Here is a 14951-nt window from a genome sequence, read left to right as displayed (position 1 = left end):
CGTGCCTATCTGAAGCGTCCGGGTCATGGATTACTCCCCGCCGCCCCTTTTCAAGCAGGGCCCGTCCGCCACCGCACGGCTGGTTGCCCTGCTTGCGCTTGCGCTTGCGCTGCTGGTGATCGATGCCCGCATGTCGGTACTGGGCGTGGTCCGGCAGGTCGTGTCGGTCGTGCTGTACCCGGTTGAGCGCCTGGTGCTGATTCCGCGCGACACGGTGCGCGCTGCGCTGGATTACACACAGTCCTCAACCAAGCTCGCCGCCGACAACCGCAATCTGCGCGAATCGGCTGTCGCCCAGGCCCAGCAATCGCTGCGTGCCTCGCAGCTCGAATCCGAGAACCGCAACCTGCGCACGCTGCTCAACCTGAAGCAGCACGCAGCTGTGCCGACCATCGCGGCGGAAGTCCTCTACGAAGCGCGAGACCCCTACACCCAACGCATCGTCATTGATCGCGGCTCGAAAGATGGCGTGCGCGCCGGCTACCCCGTCATCGATGACCGCGGTGTGGTTGGTCAGGTGACGCGCGTGTCGCTGTTCGAATCGCAGGTGACGCTGCTGACCGACAAGGACCAGGCGATCCCCGTAGAGGTCGTGCGCAACGGCCTGCGCAGCGTGGCCTTTGGTGGTGCCCGCCCGGGTGCGCTGGATCTGCGCTTCATGGCGGCCTCAGCGGATTTGCAGCAGGGCGACCTGCTGGTGACCTCGGGGCTGGACGGCGTGTATCCGGCGGGCCTGCCGGTGGCGCGCATCGCACAGATCGAGCGTAAGGCCGACACCGCGTTCTCACGTGTGATCTGCGAGCCGGTGGCCGGCATCCGCAGCAACCGCCACCTGCTGATCGTGAAATACGAATCGGGCTTCCCGCCGCCGGTGGACCTGGCGCCAGCATCCGCCCCCAAGGGCAAGAACGCCGCGCGCGACGCCCGCGAAGAGAAGGATCGCGCCGCCCGTACCGCCGCCGAGGCAGCCGTGCCCGGGCCAGCCGCCGAAGAAAACACCCCGCCGCCGCGCCCCACCGACGCTGACGGCAACCCGCTGGACACCGCTGATCCAGCAGTCAAACGCTAAGCGAGGCATCTGTCATGAACTCGCCCCAATACCTGCTGCGCCCGGTCAACCCCGGTTTCATCGCCTTCAGCTTCATGCTGGCGTTCCTGTTCAACCTGATGCCGTGGGGCCACATGCAGTGGATTCCCGATCTGGTGGCGCTGGTGCTGGTGTTCTGGAACATCCACCAGCCGCGCCGCGTGGGCATGGTGGTGGCCTTCCTGCTGGGCCTGCTGATGGATGTGCACGAAGCACGCCTGCTGGGTGAACACGCGATGGCATACACGCTGCTGTCGTACTTTGCGATCACCATCCACCGGCGCGTGCTGTGGTTCTCGGTGCTGTCGCAGGCGCTGCACGTGCTGCCACTGCTGGTGCTGGCGCACGCCGTGCCGATCGTCATCCGCCTGCTGATGGGCGCGCATCTGCCAGACTGGCAGGTCATCCTGCCGCCGCTGATCGAAGCGGCCTTGTGGCCGTTCGCCAATGCCTTCCTGCTGGCGCCGCAGCGCCGGCCGGAGAGCGTCGACGAAACGCGACCAATCTAAGGCGTCCGATCTGATGTCTTTCGCTCGTTTCGCTGTTAGTCCGGCATGACCGAAATCCGCAACGTCGAACAGGAACTGTCGCGCTTCCGCCTGCGGCTGGCGGCGGCTGCCCTGTTCGTGGTGATCTGCTTCGGGCTGCTGCTGGCGCGCTTCTTCTGGCTGCAGGAGGTCAAGCACGAACAGTACTCGGCCAAGGCGGAAGACAACCGCATCTCGGTGGCGCCCATTGAGCCCAACCGCGGCATCATCATGGACCGCAACGGTGTGGTGCTGGCGCGCAACTACTCGGCGTACACGCTGGAGATCACACCGTCCAAGCTGCAGGACACGCTGGATAACACCATCGACCAGCTAGCCCAGGTGATCGACATCCAGCCGCGCGACCGCCGCCGCTTCAAGCGCCTGATGGAAGACGCGCGCAGCTTCGAGAGCCTGCCGATCCGCAGTCAGCTCACCGATCAGGAAGTCGCGCGTTTCTCGGCGCAGCGCTTCCGCTTTCCGGGGGTGGACGTTCACGCACGCTTGTTCCGCCAGTACCCGTTGGGCGAGTCGGCGTCGCACGTGATCGGCTATATCGGCCGTATCTCCGAGCGCGACCTGGATCGCATCGACAACATGAGCGATGCCAACAGCCAGCCCGGTGTGACGTACGACCCGCGCAAGGACTCCAACAACTACAGCGGCACCGAATACATCGGCAAGGTCGGCATCGAGCAAAGTTACGAGACCGAACTGCATGGCCTGACCGGCTACGAAGAGGTGGAAGTGAGCGCGGGCGGGCGACCGATCCGTACACTCTCCACCTCGCAGGCGACGCCGGGCAACAATCTGATCCTGTCGCTCGACATCAACCTGCAGCGTCTGGCCGAGCAGCTCTTCGGCAACCGCCGCGGCGCGCTGGTGGCGATCGAGCCCGAGACGGGCGACATCCTTGCCTTCGTCTCCAAGCCGACGTTCGACCCGAACCTGTTCATCGAAGGCATCGACAGCGCGACTTGGAGCGAGTTGAACAACTCGCCCGACAAGCCGCTGCTGAACCGTCCGCTACGCGGCACCTATCCGCCGGGCTCAACGTACAAGCCGTTCATGGCGCTAGGCGCGCTGGAGCTGGGCAAACGCACGCCGCAGTGGGGCATGGCCGATCCGGGCTCGTTCACGCTGGGCAACCACACCTTCCGCGATGACGTGCCGGGCGGGCATGGCTGGGTCGACATGTACCGCTCCATCGTGGCGTCGTGCGATACGTACTATTACCGCCTCGCCAACGACATGGGCGTCAATGCCATCCACGATTTCATGAAGCCGTTCGGCTTTGGGCAGGTCACGGGCATCGACATTGAAGGCGAGCGCACCGGCATCCTGCCGTCGACCGAGTGGAAGCGCAAAGCCTACAAGCGCCCCGAGCAGCAGAAGTGGTACGACGGTGAGACCATCTCGCTGGGCATCGGCCAGGGCTATAACAACTTCACCATCCTGCAGCTCGCGCACGCGGTGTCGACGCTGGCCAACAACGGCGTGGTGATGAAACCTCACCTGGTGAAGGCAGTCGAGGATTCGCTGTCCAAGTCGCGCACGCTGACGGTGCCAACCGAGAGCTACCGGATCCCCCTCAAGCAGGCCAACATCGACGTGATCAAGCGCGCGATGGTGGGCGTGAACCAGGCGGGGACGGCGGCCAAGGCGTTCATCGGTGCGCAGTATGTGTCGGCGGGCAAGACGGGGACGGCGCAGGTGTTCTCGCTGGGCAAGAACGAGAAGTACAGCCACCACGCGCTGCCCGAGAACAAGCGCGACCACGCACTGTTCGAGGCGTTTGCCCCGGCTGACCATCCGAAAATCGCGCTGGCGCTGATCGTGGAAAACGCCGGCTTTGGTGCGGCATCGGCCGCGCCGATCGCACGCGCCGTCATGGACTATTACCTGACCGGCAAGTGGCCGACCGAACTGCTCGCCAGCGCGCCGAAACCCCAGCCGCAACCACCAGTGGATACGCCAAGCGTGTTCTCGACTGGTAAGACGGCCACCATCGCCAGTGCCACGGCCACGCCGCAAGCGGCTGCGGAGGCTGCCGCGCAGGCGGCATCGGGGGTCGCTGCCGCTTCGGCCGTGGCGGCACCGACCGCCAGTAGTGTGGCTGCGGCTTCAGCACCGGCCGCGTCGTCGGTGGCAGCAGGCGCAGCGCGTGCCGCGCCGCCGATGTCGCCCGACTTGCTGGCTCCCGCCCTGCGCGAGGCCGGCACCAGCGCCGATGCCGTCGCCCCGGCCACGCTGGACGCGCAGGTACTGCAGGCGCTATCGCATGCCCAACCCGCGCCTGAACTGCCACCGCGTGGACGCGGCAATGCCGCCGCCCCGGCCTCGACGCCGGCCACCGCGCCCAAGGGTGGGAAGGAGACGAAGCCTGGCAACAAGCCGGCACCGAAGCCGACGCCCAAACCCGCGCAGGCCACTCCCTGACATTCGCGCTTGAGGATCACGCCATGGACAAACTGGACAAGCGCCGCATATTCAACGTCATCAAGTCGCTCTTCACCGGCTTCGACGTGCCACTGGCACTGATCGTGTTTCTGCTGCTGGGCACGGGACTGGTCGCGCTGTACTCAGCCGCCATCGACATGCCGGGCCGCGTGGAAGATCAGGTCCGCAATATCATGCTGTCGTTCGTGCTGATGTGGGTCATCGCCAACCTGCCGCAGCAGACGCTGATGCGCTTTGCGGTGCCGCTGTACACCATCGGCGTCGCGCTGTTGATAGGCGTGGCGATGTTCGGGCTGATCCGCAAAGGCGCGCGGCGCTGGCTGAATATGGGTGTGGTGGTGCAGCCCTCCGAGATCATGAAGATCGCCATGCCGCTCATGCTCGCGTGGTACTTCCAGAAGCGTGAAGGGGTGATCCACTGGTACGACTATCTGGCGGCAGCCGTGCTGCTGTTGATTCCGGTGGGCCTGATCGCCAAGCAGCCGGACCTGGGCACGGCGCTGCTGGTGCTGGCGGCCGGCATCTACGTGATCTACTTTGCCGGCCTGTCGTGGCGGCTGATCGTGCCGGTGCTGGTGATTGCGGTGACGGCGATCACGCTGGTGGTGTCGTTTGAATCACGCATCTGCGCTCCGGGCGTGAACTGGCCGATCCTGCACGACTATCAGCAGCACCGCGTGTGCACGCTACTGGACCCGACCACAGACCCACTGGGCAAGGGCTTCCACACCATCCAGTCGATCATTGCCATCGGCTCGGGCGGGGTAACGGGCAAGGGGTGGCTCAAGGGCACGCAAACCCATCTGGAGTTCATCCCCGAAAAGCACACCGACTTCATCTTCGCGGTCTATTCCGAGGAATTCGGGCTGGTGGGCAACGGCTTCCTGCTGTTCCTGTACCTGCTGCTGATCATTCGCGGATTGTTCATCGCGGCGAATGCGGGCACGCTGTTCGGACGACTGCTGGCCGGGTCGATCACGCTGATCTTCTTCACCTACGCCTTCGTCAACATGGGCATGGTGAGCGGTATCCTGCCCGTGGTGGGCGTGCCGCTGCCACTCATCAGTTACGGAGGGACCGCACTCGTCACACTGGGCATGGGCATCGGCATCCTGATGAGCATCGCCCGACAGAAACGCTTCGTGCAGACTTAGCAAAACGGCCGCCAGGAATTGGCGGCCGTTCTGTTTTCAGGCGTGGAGTCAGGCGGCAAGTGCCTCTTCGCGCAGCAAGCGCCGCAGCACCTTGCCAGTCGACGTGGCCGGCAGCGCATCGTGGAACTTCACCCGGCGCGGCACCTTGTACGGCGCCATGTTGTCGCGCGACCAGGCAATCAGCTCCGCCTCGGTGAGGGCGACGCCGTTCATCGGCACCACATGCGCGCAAACAACCTCGCCCTTGTCTGGGTCTGGGATGGGGGTGACGGCGACCTGCCGGATGCCCGGGTGACGTGAGAGCAGCGCCTCCACCTCTTCCGGAAACACGCTATAGCCGGAGACCTTGATCATCTCTTTGATGCGGCCCTGCCACTGCAGATAGCCATCGGGGGAGAGCTGGCCGATGTCGCCGGTGCGCAGGAAACCGTTCTGCAGCGCGGCGCGCGTGGCTTCGTCGCGCTGCCAGTAGCCACGGAACACACCGGGGCTGCGGATGGTGATTTCGCCAGCCTGACCAGGGGGCAGTTCGGCGCCGGAGTGCGGATCGACGATGCGTACCTCAGTCTGCGGGACGATCTTGCCGTGCCACCCCCAACGCGGCGCGTCGGGCGGTGTGATGGCATCGCAGGTGTGGGTTTCCGACAGGCCGTAGGCCGCCTCGTAGATGCGGCACTGCCGGCCGGCAAAGGCGCGCCACTGCTCGGCAATCGCCTCCGTCAGCGTGACGCCAAAGCTCGTGCACGGATTGGCCATGAGCGATTCCATGCGGTACTGCGCAGCATCCGGGTGGGCCATCACCGCAAGGTTCATCGGCGTCATGCTGTACCAGCGGGTGACGCGGTAGCGGTCGATGGCCTGCAGCACGGCCAGCGGATCGAAGCGATAGAGCAGGATGGTGGTCGCGCCGGAATACAGCATGATGTTCATGCCCATCAGCATCCCGGCGATGTGCGACAGCGGCGCCACCGCCAGCAGCACGTCGGATGCCTGAACGCCGCTCACCTGCGCCGTCACGGCGGTCTTGTACAACGCGTTGCGGTGCGTGAGCATCGCGCCCTTCGGCCGACCGGTGGTGCCCGACGTGTAGATCATCAGGGCCACCTCGTCCAGATCGACCTGGATGGCGGTCACGGCATTGCGCTCGGCCACGTCCACGGGCTCTGCCAGCAGCTGCATCAGGTCGAGCTGCGCGGCGCCGGGCTTATTCTTGAGCGGCGGCGCGGACGAGGCATCTGCCGCGATCAGTTCGGGCGGCACAGCCAGCGCCTTGCGGCATGCCGGCTGCGACGGCTGCAGATCGGCATAGCGCGTCGTGATGACGGTGGAAACCGACGTACCCGGCCGCGCAGCCTCGACAATCGGCATCAAGTCTGCCGCAGCCACCAGGATCTTCGCGCCGGAATCGGCCAGCTGGTCGCGCAACTCATGCTGACGCGACAGCGGCCCACACGGCACAACGATGCCGCCCAGCTTGGCCGTGGCCAGATGCGCCAGGATGGCCTGCGGACAGTTCTGCAGGAACAGCGCCACGCGGTCGCCGCGCGTCACGCCCAACCGCTGCAACTGCACCGCCAGCCGCGTCGCAAGCTGGTCCAGCTCGCGCCAGCAGATCGTACGCCCGTACCAGAGCAGGGCGATACGTTCAGGTGTCTGCTGCGCATGGTGGGCGCAATACCGGTGCAGCGGCATTTCGCCTGCGAGGTAGTGGACCGGTTCGCGGTTCTGGATCGTCATGTGGTGTCTCCTCGGCGGTCGGCATCGCGGGGCAATGCGTTGGCCGTGATGGCTGCCCTTATACCGGGGCGCTCATGCGGGGCGGGTCTTGTGGCATCCATTGTTCGAGTATGACCAGCCCGCCTTGCGGTTGTCGTATCGATTTGCGCAAGACAACGTTCCACCCGAAACCGCAGCAAAACGCGACCTCAGACAGGACAGACGCCAAAAATCTACCGTTCGGTATAGAGTCTCGGCGCAAACCTGCTTCGACGTCAATCAGGGAGAAGGCGGATACGCAGCCTCGGCAGCAATGCCCACAGAGTGTAAAGAATGTGGTTATCTCAATGGAAGCGTGTACTCACATTCAATCATTTGGCCGGCACAGTGAATTGCGTAGACAACATCAAAAATTTGCTGTCACGACAGATTTGTTCTATTTTTGACAACAAATCATGTGAGAGGCTGGAATGGATCGTTTGCAGTCGATGCGGGTGTTTTCCAAAGTGGTGGAGCTTGGCAGCTTCGCCCGGGCGGCCCAGCATCTGTCGATGAGCAATGCCGTGGTCACGCGCTACGTGGCCGATCTGGAGGCGCACCTTGGCACGCGCCTGCTCAACCGCACCACGCGCAGCCTGTCGCTGACCGACGTGGGCGAAACCTACCTGCAGCGCTGTCAGCAGATCCTGCTCGACATTGATGAGGCAGAATCGCTCGCCACCTCGCGCAGCCAGGCGCTGGTGGGCGGCCTGCGCATCGTCGCGCCGGTGATGTTCGGGCTGCACGTCTTACCGATGCTGCTGGCGCGCTTCCAGCAGCTCTACCCGGAGGTGACGTTTGACGTGGCGCTGTCCGATCGCCCGATCGACATTGTGGAAGACGGCCGCGATGTCGGCATCATGGTGTCGGAACTCGGCCTGGGCTCGCACCTGGTGGCGCGCCGCATGATCTCCGCCGAGATGGTGATGGCCGCCACGCCGGCCTACCTGCGCCAGCACTCCACGCCGCAGCGCGCGGAGGACATTGCAGAGCACCGCGTGATCGCCATGTGGCATCCGCAACTGCGCCACGAGTGGGAGATGAACACGCCTGACGGGCAGTCGATCTCGGTGCCGGTGCAGCCGTCGCTGGTCACCAGCAATGCCGAGCTGATGCACCGCGCCGTGCTGGCCGACATGGGCATCGCGATCTTATCGTCGTACATGGCGCGGCCGGATCTGGAATCGGGCAAGCTGGTGCGCGTGCTGCCGCAGTACAAGCTGCCGCACCGGTCGTTGTCGCTGGTGTATCCGAGCCGCAAGTTCCTGCCGACGAAGGTCCGCACCTTCATTGACTACATGCTGGCCCAGGCGATGGAGGTCAAGCACAGCGAAGCACGTGCCGGCCGGGGCCTGAGCGAAGCCGCCTAGGCTCCACCGCGAACGCGCAAACAAAACGGGAGGACACTGTCCTCCCGTTTGCGTTGGTGCTGACGACACCCGCCGATCAGGTTTCGCTGGTGCTTTCCTCGTCGGTCTCGGCTTCTGCGGCTTTCTTGCGTGCCGGGGCTTTCTTGGCGGCGGTCTTCGCAGCTGTCTTCGTCGCGGTCTTGGCCGGAGCCTTCTTGGCAGCAGGCGTTTTGGCAGCGGCCGTCGTCTTCTTCGCCGCGGTCTTGGCAGCGGGCTTGCCCTTGCCTTCGCCACGCGGCTCGAACTCGAAGCCGATCTTGCCGTCCGGCTGCTTGACCAAGAACGCCTTGAAGTTGCGGCCCGTGCGTGCCGACTTGAAGCCGGTCAGCAGATCGGTCTTGCCCTCGGTCAGCAACTTGGCCAACTGCTCGCGGCTGATCTCCTGCTGCAGGATGATCTTGCCGGTGGTGAAGTCGCACGTCTTGGGCTGCGCCACGGCGTTCTCGCACACGTACTTCAAGCCGTGTTCGTAGACGCTGCCGTTGCACTTCGGGCAGTGGCCGACGCTTTCCTGGCCAGAGAAATCCACCGGCTCGCCGTCGTCTTCGTCGTTCTGCCCGAAATCGAATTCCATCTTCCAGTGGCCGTCTTCCTGCGCCAGCTTGAGGATGGCCGCAAACGGCCGGCCCATCTTGCTGCGGAAGCCCTGCAGCGGGCCGATGGTCTTGTTGATCAGCAGCTCTTCCACCTCGTCCAGCTCGAACTGGCGGCCGCCCGGGATCTTGCTGATCGAGAAGTCGCAGTGGCTGCAGGCGAAGCGGCGGTAGTTTTCCTTGACCACGTGGCCGCATTGTGGGCACGGCGTGGAGAGCGTCGCGTAGTCGCCGGGGATGGTGTCGCTGTCGTATTCCTTGGCGCGCTTGACGATCTGCTGCGTCATCTGCGCGATCTCGCGCATGAACTCATCGCGCTCAAGCTGGCCGCGCTCGATGAGGGAGAGCTTGTGCTCCCAGCCGCCGGTCAGTTCAGCCTGCGTCAGTTCTTCCACGCCCAAGCCGCGCAGCAGCGTCATCAACTGGAAGGCCTTGGCGGTCGGGATCAGCTCGCGGCCTTCGCGCACGAGATACTTTTCCGTCAGCAGCCCTTCAATGATGGCCGCGCGCGTGGCTGGCGTGCCCAGGCCCTTGCCTGCCATGGCTTCACGCAGCGCATCGTCGTCGACCAGCTTGCCGGCGCCTTCCATGGCCGAGAGCAGCGTTGCTTCGTTGTAGCGTGCGGGCGGCTTGGTGGTCAGGCCCACCGGTTCGACCTTGTCGGTCTTGACCTTTTCGTCCTTGGCGACCGGCACGAGGTTGGCGTCCTCGCCCTGCGCCTCACGGCCGTACACCACCAGCCAGCCCGGGTTCACCAGCACCTTGCCTTCGGTCTTGAAGTGATGCCCCGCCACCTCGGTCACGCGCGTGGTGACTTGGTATTCGGCCGCCGGGAAGAACACCGCCAGGAAGCGGCGCACCACCAGGTCGTACAGCTTCTGCTCCGGCTCCGACAGGTTCTTCGGCGCCTGCAGCGTCGGGATGATAGCGAAGTGATCGCTGATCTTGCTGTTGTCGAAGATCCGCTTGTTCGGCTTGACCCACTGGTTGGCGAGGATCTTCTTCGCGTGCGTCAGGTAGTTGGGCGAGCTCTCGCCCAGCATGTCGAGCGTCTGCTTGACCGTGCCCATGTAGTCTTCGGGCAGCGCGCGCGAATCGGTACGCGGGTAGGTCAGCACCTTGTGCTTTTCATACAGCGCCTGCGCCAGGCCCAGCGTGTTCTTGGCCGAGAAACCGAAGCGGCCGTTGGCCTCGCGCTGCAGGCTCGTCAGGTCGAACAGCGCTGGCGACATCTGCGTCGACGGTTTGGATTCCTCTGTGACGGTGCCCGTCTTGTCGCGGCACGCAGCGACGATGCTCTTGGCCTCGGCCTCGCTCCACAGCCGCGAATCACGACGCTCGGGGTCGAACTCGTCCTTCTTGAATTCCGGGTCGAACCAGCGGCCTTCGTACAGGCCCGCCGCGGCGATGAACTCGGCGCGCACTTCCCAGTAATCGCGCGGCACGAAGCGTTTGATCTTCTCTTCGCGCTCCACCACGATCGACAGCGTCGGCGTCTGCACGCGGCCTACGGTGGTCAGGAAGAAGCCGCCGCCCTTGCTGTTGAAGGCCGTCATGGCGCGCGTGCCGTTGATGCCGACCAGCCAGTCGGCCTCGGAACGGCAGCGGGCAGCATCGGCCAGCGGCATCATGTCTTCATTGCTGCGCAGCTTGGTAAAGCCGTCGCGGATGGACTGCGGCGTCATCGACTGCAGCCACAGACGCTGCACCGGCAGCTTCGTGTTCGCGTGCTGCGCAATCAGGCGGAAGATCAATTCACCTTCGCGCCCCGCGTCACAGGCGTTGATCAGGCCGGTCACGTCCTTGCGCTTGATCAGGCGCGTGAGCACCTTCAGGCGTGATTCGGATTTGGCGATCGGGCGCAGGTCAAAGTGCGGCGGAATCACCGGCAGATGGTTGAAGCTCCATTTGCCGCGTTTGACTTCGTATTCGTCGGGGGCGGCGATCTCGACCAGGTGGCCAACCGCCGAGGAGAGGACGTAATCGTCGCTCTCAAAGTACTCGTCGTGCTTGGTGAAGCCACCCAGCGCGCGCGCGATATCAGCGGCGACCGACGGTTTTTCGGCAATGATGAGGGCCTTGGACATGTGAGCGGATCCTGGCGATCGCAAGCAATCAGGTAAACAAGAGGTCGCTTTCTATTAGCGGCCGTTCGCGTGGGTTTTGTAGAGTCTTATGGCAACGCGTGCCGACTTCAAGTGCTGCCGGCGCCTATCAAAGCGCACATTCAGGCAGTCTGCCCCAAATTTGGCCGCCAATCATAAGCGCGGTTCCTTTTCAGGTGCAATAGAGTGACGCAGACTTCGCCTTGCATTGTCAAGGCGCACAATCAAGCCAATTGCAGCAACCAGCCACGCAAGTCGGGTGCCGCCGTCACGGCTGGTGCGGCGCGCAAATCACGCGAAAGCATGCCTTCCACCACGCCGGCATGGGGCAAGACGGGGCCGAAAAACAACACATCGCCGGTTTCATCCATGCGTTGAATCAGCAGGGTGGGGAAGTTTTCGACGTCGAAATCGCCCAAGGCGTCGGCATGGTCTTCCACGTCCACCCAGACGAAGCAGCATTCCGGATGCCGCACCGCCAGCTCGGTGAATGTCGTGCGATAGCTGCGGCAGGTGCCACACCACTCGGCGCACAGGCACGCGACCAGCAACTGCCCTGTCCGCATGCGCGTATGCAGCGTAGTGGCGTCAGTGTCAGGCGAGAGCATTGGCATAAACAGCGGCTGTGTGCGGCGAATAGGTCGCGACTATTGTAGGCACGCTTTCAAGGAAGCCGCAGGAAGCGCCCACCGGGCTGGCGCTCCACGCGGCCGTCCAGTTCCAGCGCCAGAAGCTGCGCAGACAATGCAGCCGCGGCCTGGCCGGTGCGCTCGCACAAGGTATCCAGATCGACGGGATCAAAACCGAGCGCATCGAGCAACGTGGTTTCAGCTGCACTTGGCGCAAGGCGCGCGGCGGGTGCTTGCGCAACGGCGGCACCTTTGGCCGGCGCAGCGCGTGAGGCGCGCTTGACTGGCGCAGCGGCCTGCCCCCAGCCCAGTTCATCGAGGATGTCGGCGGCGGTTTCCACCAGCTTGGCACCCTGCTTGATCAGCAGATGGCAGCCCTTGGCCAGCGGCGAGTGGATCGAGCCCGGGATGGCAAACACATCGCGTCCCTGCTCGGCGGCCAGCCTCGCGGTGATGAGCGAGCCGGACTGCGCTGCCGCCTCGACCACCAGCAGCCCGCGCGCGAGACCGGCGATCAGGCGGTTGCGGCGCGGGAAATTTTCAGCACGCGCGCCCATCCCCAGCGGGTATTCGGAGATGATGATCCCCGCCTCGGCAATGCGGTGCGCCAGTGCTCGGTTGCGCGCCGGGTAAACAATATCGAGCCCCGTACCCACCACGGCGATGGTGCTACCGGGCCCGCTCAACGCGCCCTCATGCGCCGCCGCATCAATGCCCAGCGCCAGACCAGAAACGACCGTCACGCTCGCCGCAGACAGCGCCTGCGCAAACGCCCGCGCATTGTCGATGCCAGCCGCCGTGGCGCTGCGCGCGCCCACCACGCCCACCGCCGCCGCACGCAGCAGCGACACATCGCCCTTGGCGTACAGCACGGTCGGCGGATCCGTCAGTTCCAGCAGGCGGGGAGGATAGCCACGATCGGCCAGCGTAAAGACGGCGTTGCCGGGCTCGTTTGCCCACGTGACGGTACGCTCGACAAGCGCAGCCAGCGCCTCGCCCGGCGCAGCAAGTAGCGCGCGTGCCTGCCGCTCGGGCAACACCCTGGCGAGCGCGGAATACGGTTGGGCGAAGATATCCTGCGGCAAACCGAATGCCGCCAGCAACTGACGTGCGGCAACGGGGCCAACACCGGGGGTTTCTGTCAGACGCAACCACGCGGCCAGCTCTACGGAATCGCGTGTGCAGGAGAGGGAATCAATGGAGTCGGTCGCGGCACTCGCCGCGACCTCTGAGGCATCGGTCAAATCAGGACTGCGGTCAGCGTGATCAAGGTTGCATCATCGGATTATCGACAGCATCGCCCACCTCCACGGTGTTCGACGAGTCAGTCACCAGCGCGTAGGCCACGTGCGGGAACACACGGAACACGAAGACCAAGCCGTAACGCTCTTCCGGCAGTTGCACGGCTTCACCGCCGGCAGTCCGATCCTTGACGACCTTGCCGGCACGCGACAGTGCCAGCACGTGGCCGGGCTCTAACCCCTGCTGGCTGCCGATGTTCAGCACCACCACCTGATCCGAACCGCCAAAGCGCACACCGCCCGTCACCTTGGCAACCACGCCATGCACATTGCCTTCCGGCGCATGCGGTACATAGCGCATCGGCACGCGCGGCGGCAGTGGCATCAGTTGCGTGCCGACATCCATTTCTTCCTTGGACGTCAGCGCTTCCATCTTGGTCACGGCCTGCGGACCGGTGGCCGCGCGCACCACGCGCAGCGTACCCAGGAAGTCGGCCTCATAGCCGAGCACGTTGCCGGTGACCGGGTCCTTGAGCGGCTTGACCGGACGATAAGCTTGCCACTCGGTGCCAGCCTGACCGGCTGCGCCATCGGGCAGGCCGCGAGCATAGGCGCTCTCGCCCTTGCCCAGATAGACACGACCTTCCGGCAGCTCAAAGATGCGCGCCGGCGTCGCCAGCGTCTCTTCATCCACCACGATCGGCTGCGTCAGGAACGGCTCGATGACCGAGGCGGGAATGCTGGAGATGGCGTCGCCGTCCTGGCCCGACACGCGGGCATGCGGCGACAGGCGCACCGTGCTGCCGTCCGCCGAGGCCGGCGAGCTCGACAACCAGGCGCGGCCGTTGGCGTGATGCAGATAGAGCACCTGGCCCGGATAGATCAGATGCGGGTTGCGGATCTGCTCGCGGTTCATGCCCCACAGTTCCGGCCAGCGATACGGCCGCTTGAGATACTTACCGGAGATCGCCCACAGCGTATCGCCACTGCGCACCGTGTATTGCGAAGGCGCGTTGGCGGCGAGTTCGGATTCAGGGATACCGGCTTGCGCGGCCACAGTGGCCTGCGCTTGTTGCGCCGGAGAGACAGTGCGCTCGGCAGCATGTGCGGCACCTACGCAAAACAGCGTTGCCGCGGCAACCGCAGACAAGGCGCAAACGTAAGACTGGCGCGCTTTCGTGGGGGATTGCGTGGCGGACTTGGAGAGCATCGGTGTGTTACGATGGCGCATTATTCTATGAAGAATCGGCGAGTGGTCCGCGTGCTTGGTCAGTGCCTGCGCGACGCCTGACCGTCGCCGCTGCGCGCTTCGTGCGTCGCAGCTAGAGGGGTATGGCATCGAGCATTCGTCAGGCTTTTTCCTAAGCCATGTGGCGGATAGCGCCCCCGATTCTGCATGACATTCCAAGCGATCGCAATTGAAGGCAACCCCTCGTTAGCGTGGCCTTCCGCAACCGTTGTTGCCAAGCATCATGGCCCTACTGAATATCCTGCAATACCCTGATCCGCGGCTGCACAAAGTCGCCAAACCGGTCGCCGAAGTCGACGATCGCATCCGCAAACTGGTCACCGACATGGCCGAGACCATGTACGAGGCGCCGGGCGTGGGCTTAGCCGCCACGCAGGTCGACGTGCACGAGCGCGTGATCACCATTGACGTGTCGGAGACGCGCGATGAATTGCGCGTGTTCATCAATCCCGAGATCGTCTGGGCCAGCGATGAACGCAAGGTCTGGGACGAGGGCTGCCTGTCCGTGCCCGAGATCTACGACAAGGTTGAGCGCCCGGGCCGCGTGCGCGTGCGTGCACTGAACGAGAAGGGCGAAACGTTCGAACTGGAGGCCGATGGCCTGCTGGCCGTGTGCATCCAGCACGAAATGGATCACCTGATGGGCAAGGTGTTTGTCGAATACCTCTCCCCGCTCAAGCAAACGCGCATTCGATCGAAGCTCAAGAAGCATCAGCGCGATCTGGAGCACCAGCGCTGATCC

General features: G+C 64.5%; 11 protein-coding genes. 6 read left to right on the top strand and 5 right to left on the bottom strand.

What is annotated here, in order from left to right; all coding sequences use genetic code 11:
* Positions 1 to 25: 25 nt before the first annotated feature.
* The 4 genes from mreC to rodA are packed head-to-tail and all read left to right on the top strand — an operon-like array spanning position 26 to position 5228.
* Entirely contained in the window at positions 26 to 1069 is a 1044-nt protein-coding gene (mreC, locus tag R2N11_RS20735) for a rod shape-determining protein MreC (RefSeq protein WP_316682228.1), read from the top strand.
* 14 nt (positions 1070 to 1083) lie between these two features.
* Positions 1084 to 1596 (top strand): rod shape-determining protein MreD, encoded by a 513-nt coding sequence (mreD, locus tag R2N11_RS20730; protein ID WP_199032427.1) that lies wholly within the window; start codon positions 1084 to 1086, stop codon positions 1594 to 1596.
* Positions 1597 to 1641: 45 nt separating this feature from the next.
* Positions 1642 to 4053, top strand: a complete 2412-nt coding sequence (gene mrdA / locus R2N11_RS20725; protein WP_316682227.1) for a penicillin-binding protein 2 — start codon at positions 1642 to 1644, stop codon at positions 4051 to 4053.
* A 23-nt stretch (positions 4054 to 4076) separates the two neighbouring features.
* On the top strand, positions 4077 to 5228 hold the full coding sequence (rodA, locus tag R2N11_RS20720) for a rod shape-determining protein RodA (RefSeq protein WP_430715464.1): 1152 nt from the start codon (positions 4077 to 4079) through the stop codon (positions 5226 to 5228).
* Between the two features lie 48 nt (positions 5229 to 5276).
* Here the strand turns inward: rodA and R2N11_RS20715 are convergent, their stop codons facing one another.
* Positions 5277 to 6965 (bottom strand): AMP-binding protein, encoded by a 1689-nt coding sequence (locus R2N11_RS20715; protein ID WP_316682226.1) that lies wholly within the window; start codon positions 6963 to 6965, stop codon positions 5277 to 5279.
* 449 nt (positions 6966 to 7414) lie between these two features.
* Between R2N11_RS20715 and R2N11_RS20710 the strand changes: the two genes are divergently transcribed.
* Positions 7415 to 8353, top strand: a complete 939-nt coding sequence (locus tag R2N11_RS20710) for a LysR family transcriptional regulator (protein ID WP_199033263.1) — start codon at positions 7415 to 7417, stop codon at positions 8351 to 8353.
* 76 nt (positions 8354 to 8429) lie between these two features.
* Here R2N11_RS20710 and R2N11_RS20705 read toward each other — a convergent pair whose 3' ends face one another.
* The 4 genes from R2N11_RS20705 to R2N11_RS20690 all read right to left on the bottom strand — a co-directional run bounded on the left by R2N11_RS20705 (position 8430) and on the right by R2N11_RS20690 (position 14170).
* The gene (locus R2N11_RS20705) at positions 8430 to 11072 is read right to left on the bottom strand and encodes a DNA topoisomerase III (RefSeq protein ID WP_316682225.1); all 2643 of its coding nucleotides are present in this window, start codon (positions 11070 to 11072) and stop codon (positions 8430 to 8432) included.
* 242 nt (positions 11073 to 11314) lie between these two features.
* Positions 11315 to 11704 carry a thioredoxin family protein gene (locus tag R2N11_RS20700; RefSeq protein WP_316682224.1) on the bottom strand — a complete coding sequence of 130 codons (390 nt, stop codon included), beginning with the start codon at positions 11702 to 11704 and terminating at the stop codon, positions 11315 to 11317.
* Positions 11705 to 11754: 50 nt separating this feature from the next.
* Positions 11755 to 12963: a DNA-processing protein DprA gene (gene dprA, locus R2N11_RS20695; RefSeq protein WP_316682223.1), complete on the bottom strand. Its 1209-nt coding sequence runs from the start codon at positions 12961 to 12963 to the stop codon at positions 11755 to 11757.
* A 22-nt stretch (positions 12964 to 12985) separates the two neighbouring features.
* A complete protein-coding gene (locus R2N11_RS20690; protein ID WP_316682287.1) occupies positions 12986 to 14170 on the bottom strand; it encodes a LysM peptidoglycan-binding domain-containing protein in 1185 nt (394 codons plus the stop codon).
* Between the two features lie 262 nt (positions 14171 to 14432).
* Between R2N11_RS20690 and def the strand changes: the two genes are divergently transcribed.
* A complete protein-coding gene (def, locus tag R2N11_RS20685) occupies positions 14433 to 14948 on the top strand; it encodes a peptide deformylase (RefSeq protein ID WP_199032882.1) in 516 nt (171 codons plus the stop codon).
* The last annotated feature ends 3 nt before the right edge of the window (positions 14949 to 14951 follow it).

Source organism: Ralstonia flaminis, assembly GCF_958415495.1.
GTDB classification, from domain to species: Bacteria; Pseudomonadota; Gammaproteobacteria; order Burkholderiales; family Burkholderiaceae; genus Ralstonia; species Ralstonia flaminis.
This window is presented reverse-complemented; position numbering and strand designations above follow the sequence as displayed.

What these genes read in the sequence shown, in the direction of transcription:
- mreC (WP_316682228.1), top strand. Translation starts at nt 26, where the DNA reads ATGGATTACTCCCCGCCGCCCCTTTTCAAGCAGGGCCCGTCCGCCACC.
- mreD (WP_199032427.1), top strand. Translation starts at nt 1,084, where the DNA reads ATGAACTCGCCCCAATACCTGCTGCGCCCGGTCAACCCCGGTTTCATC.
- mrdA (WP_316682227.1), top strand. Translation starts at nt 1,642, where the DNA reads ATGACCGAAATCCGCAACGTCGAACAGGAACTGTCGCGCTTCCGCCTG.
- rodA (WP_430715464.1), top strand. Translation starts at nt 4,077, where the DNA reads ATGGACAAACTGGACAAGCGCCGCATATTCAACGTCATCAAGTCGCTC.
- R2N11_RS20715 (WP_316682226.1), bottom strand. Translation starts at nt 6,965, where the DNA reads ATGACGATCCAGAACCGCGAACCGGTCCACTACCTCGCAGGCGAAATG.
- R2N11_RS20710 (WP_199033263.1), top strand. Translation starts at nt 7,415, where the DNA reads ATGGATCGTTTGCAGTCGATGCGGGTGTTTTCCAAAGTGGTGGAGCTT.
- R2N11_RS20705 (WP_316682225.1), bottom strand. Translation starts at nt 11,072, where the DNA reads ATGTCCAAGGCCCTCATCATTGCCGAAAAACCGTCGGTCGCCGCTGAT.
- R2N11_RS20700 (WP_316682224.1), bottom strand. Translation starts at nt 11,704, where the DNA reads ATGCCAATGCTCTCGCCTGACACTGACGCCACTACGCTGCATACGCGC.
- R2N11_RS20690 (WP_316682287.1), bottom strand. Translation starts at nt 14,170, where the DNA reads ATGCTCTCCAAGTCCGCCACGCAATCCCCCACGAAAGCGCGCCAGTCT.
- def (WP_199032882.1), top strand. Translation starts at nt 14,433, where the DNA reads ATGGCCCTACTGAATATCCTGCAATACCCTGATCCGCGGCTGCACAAA.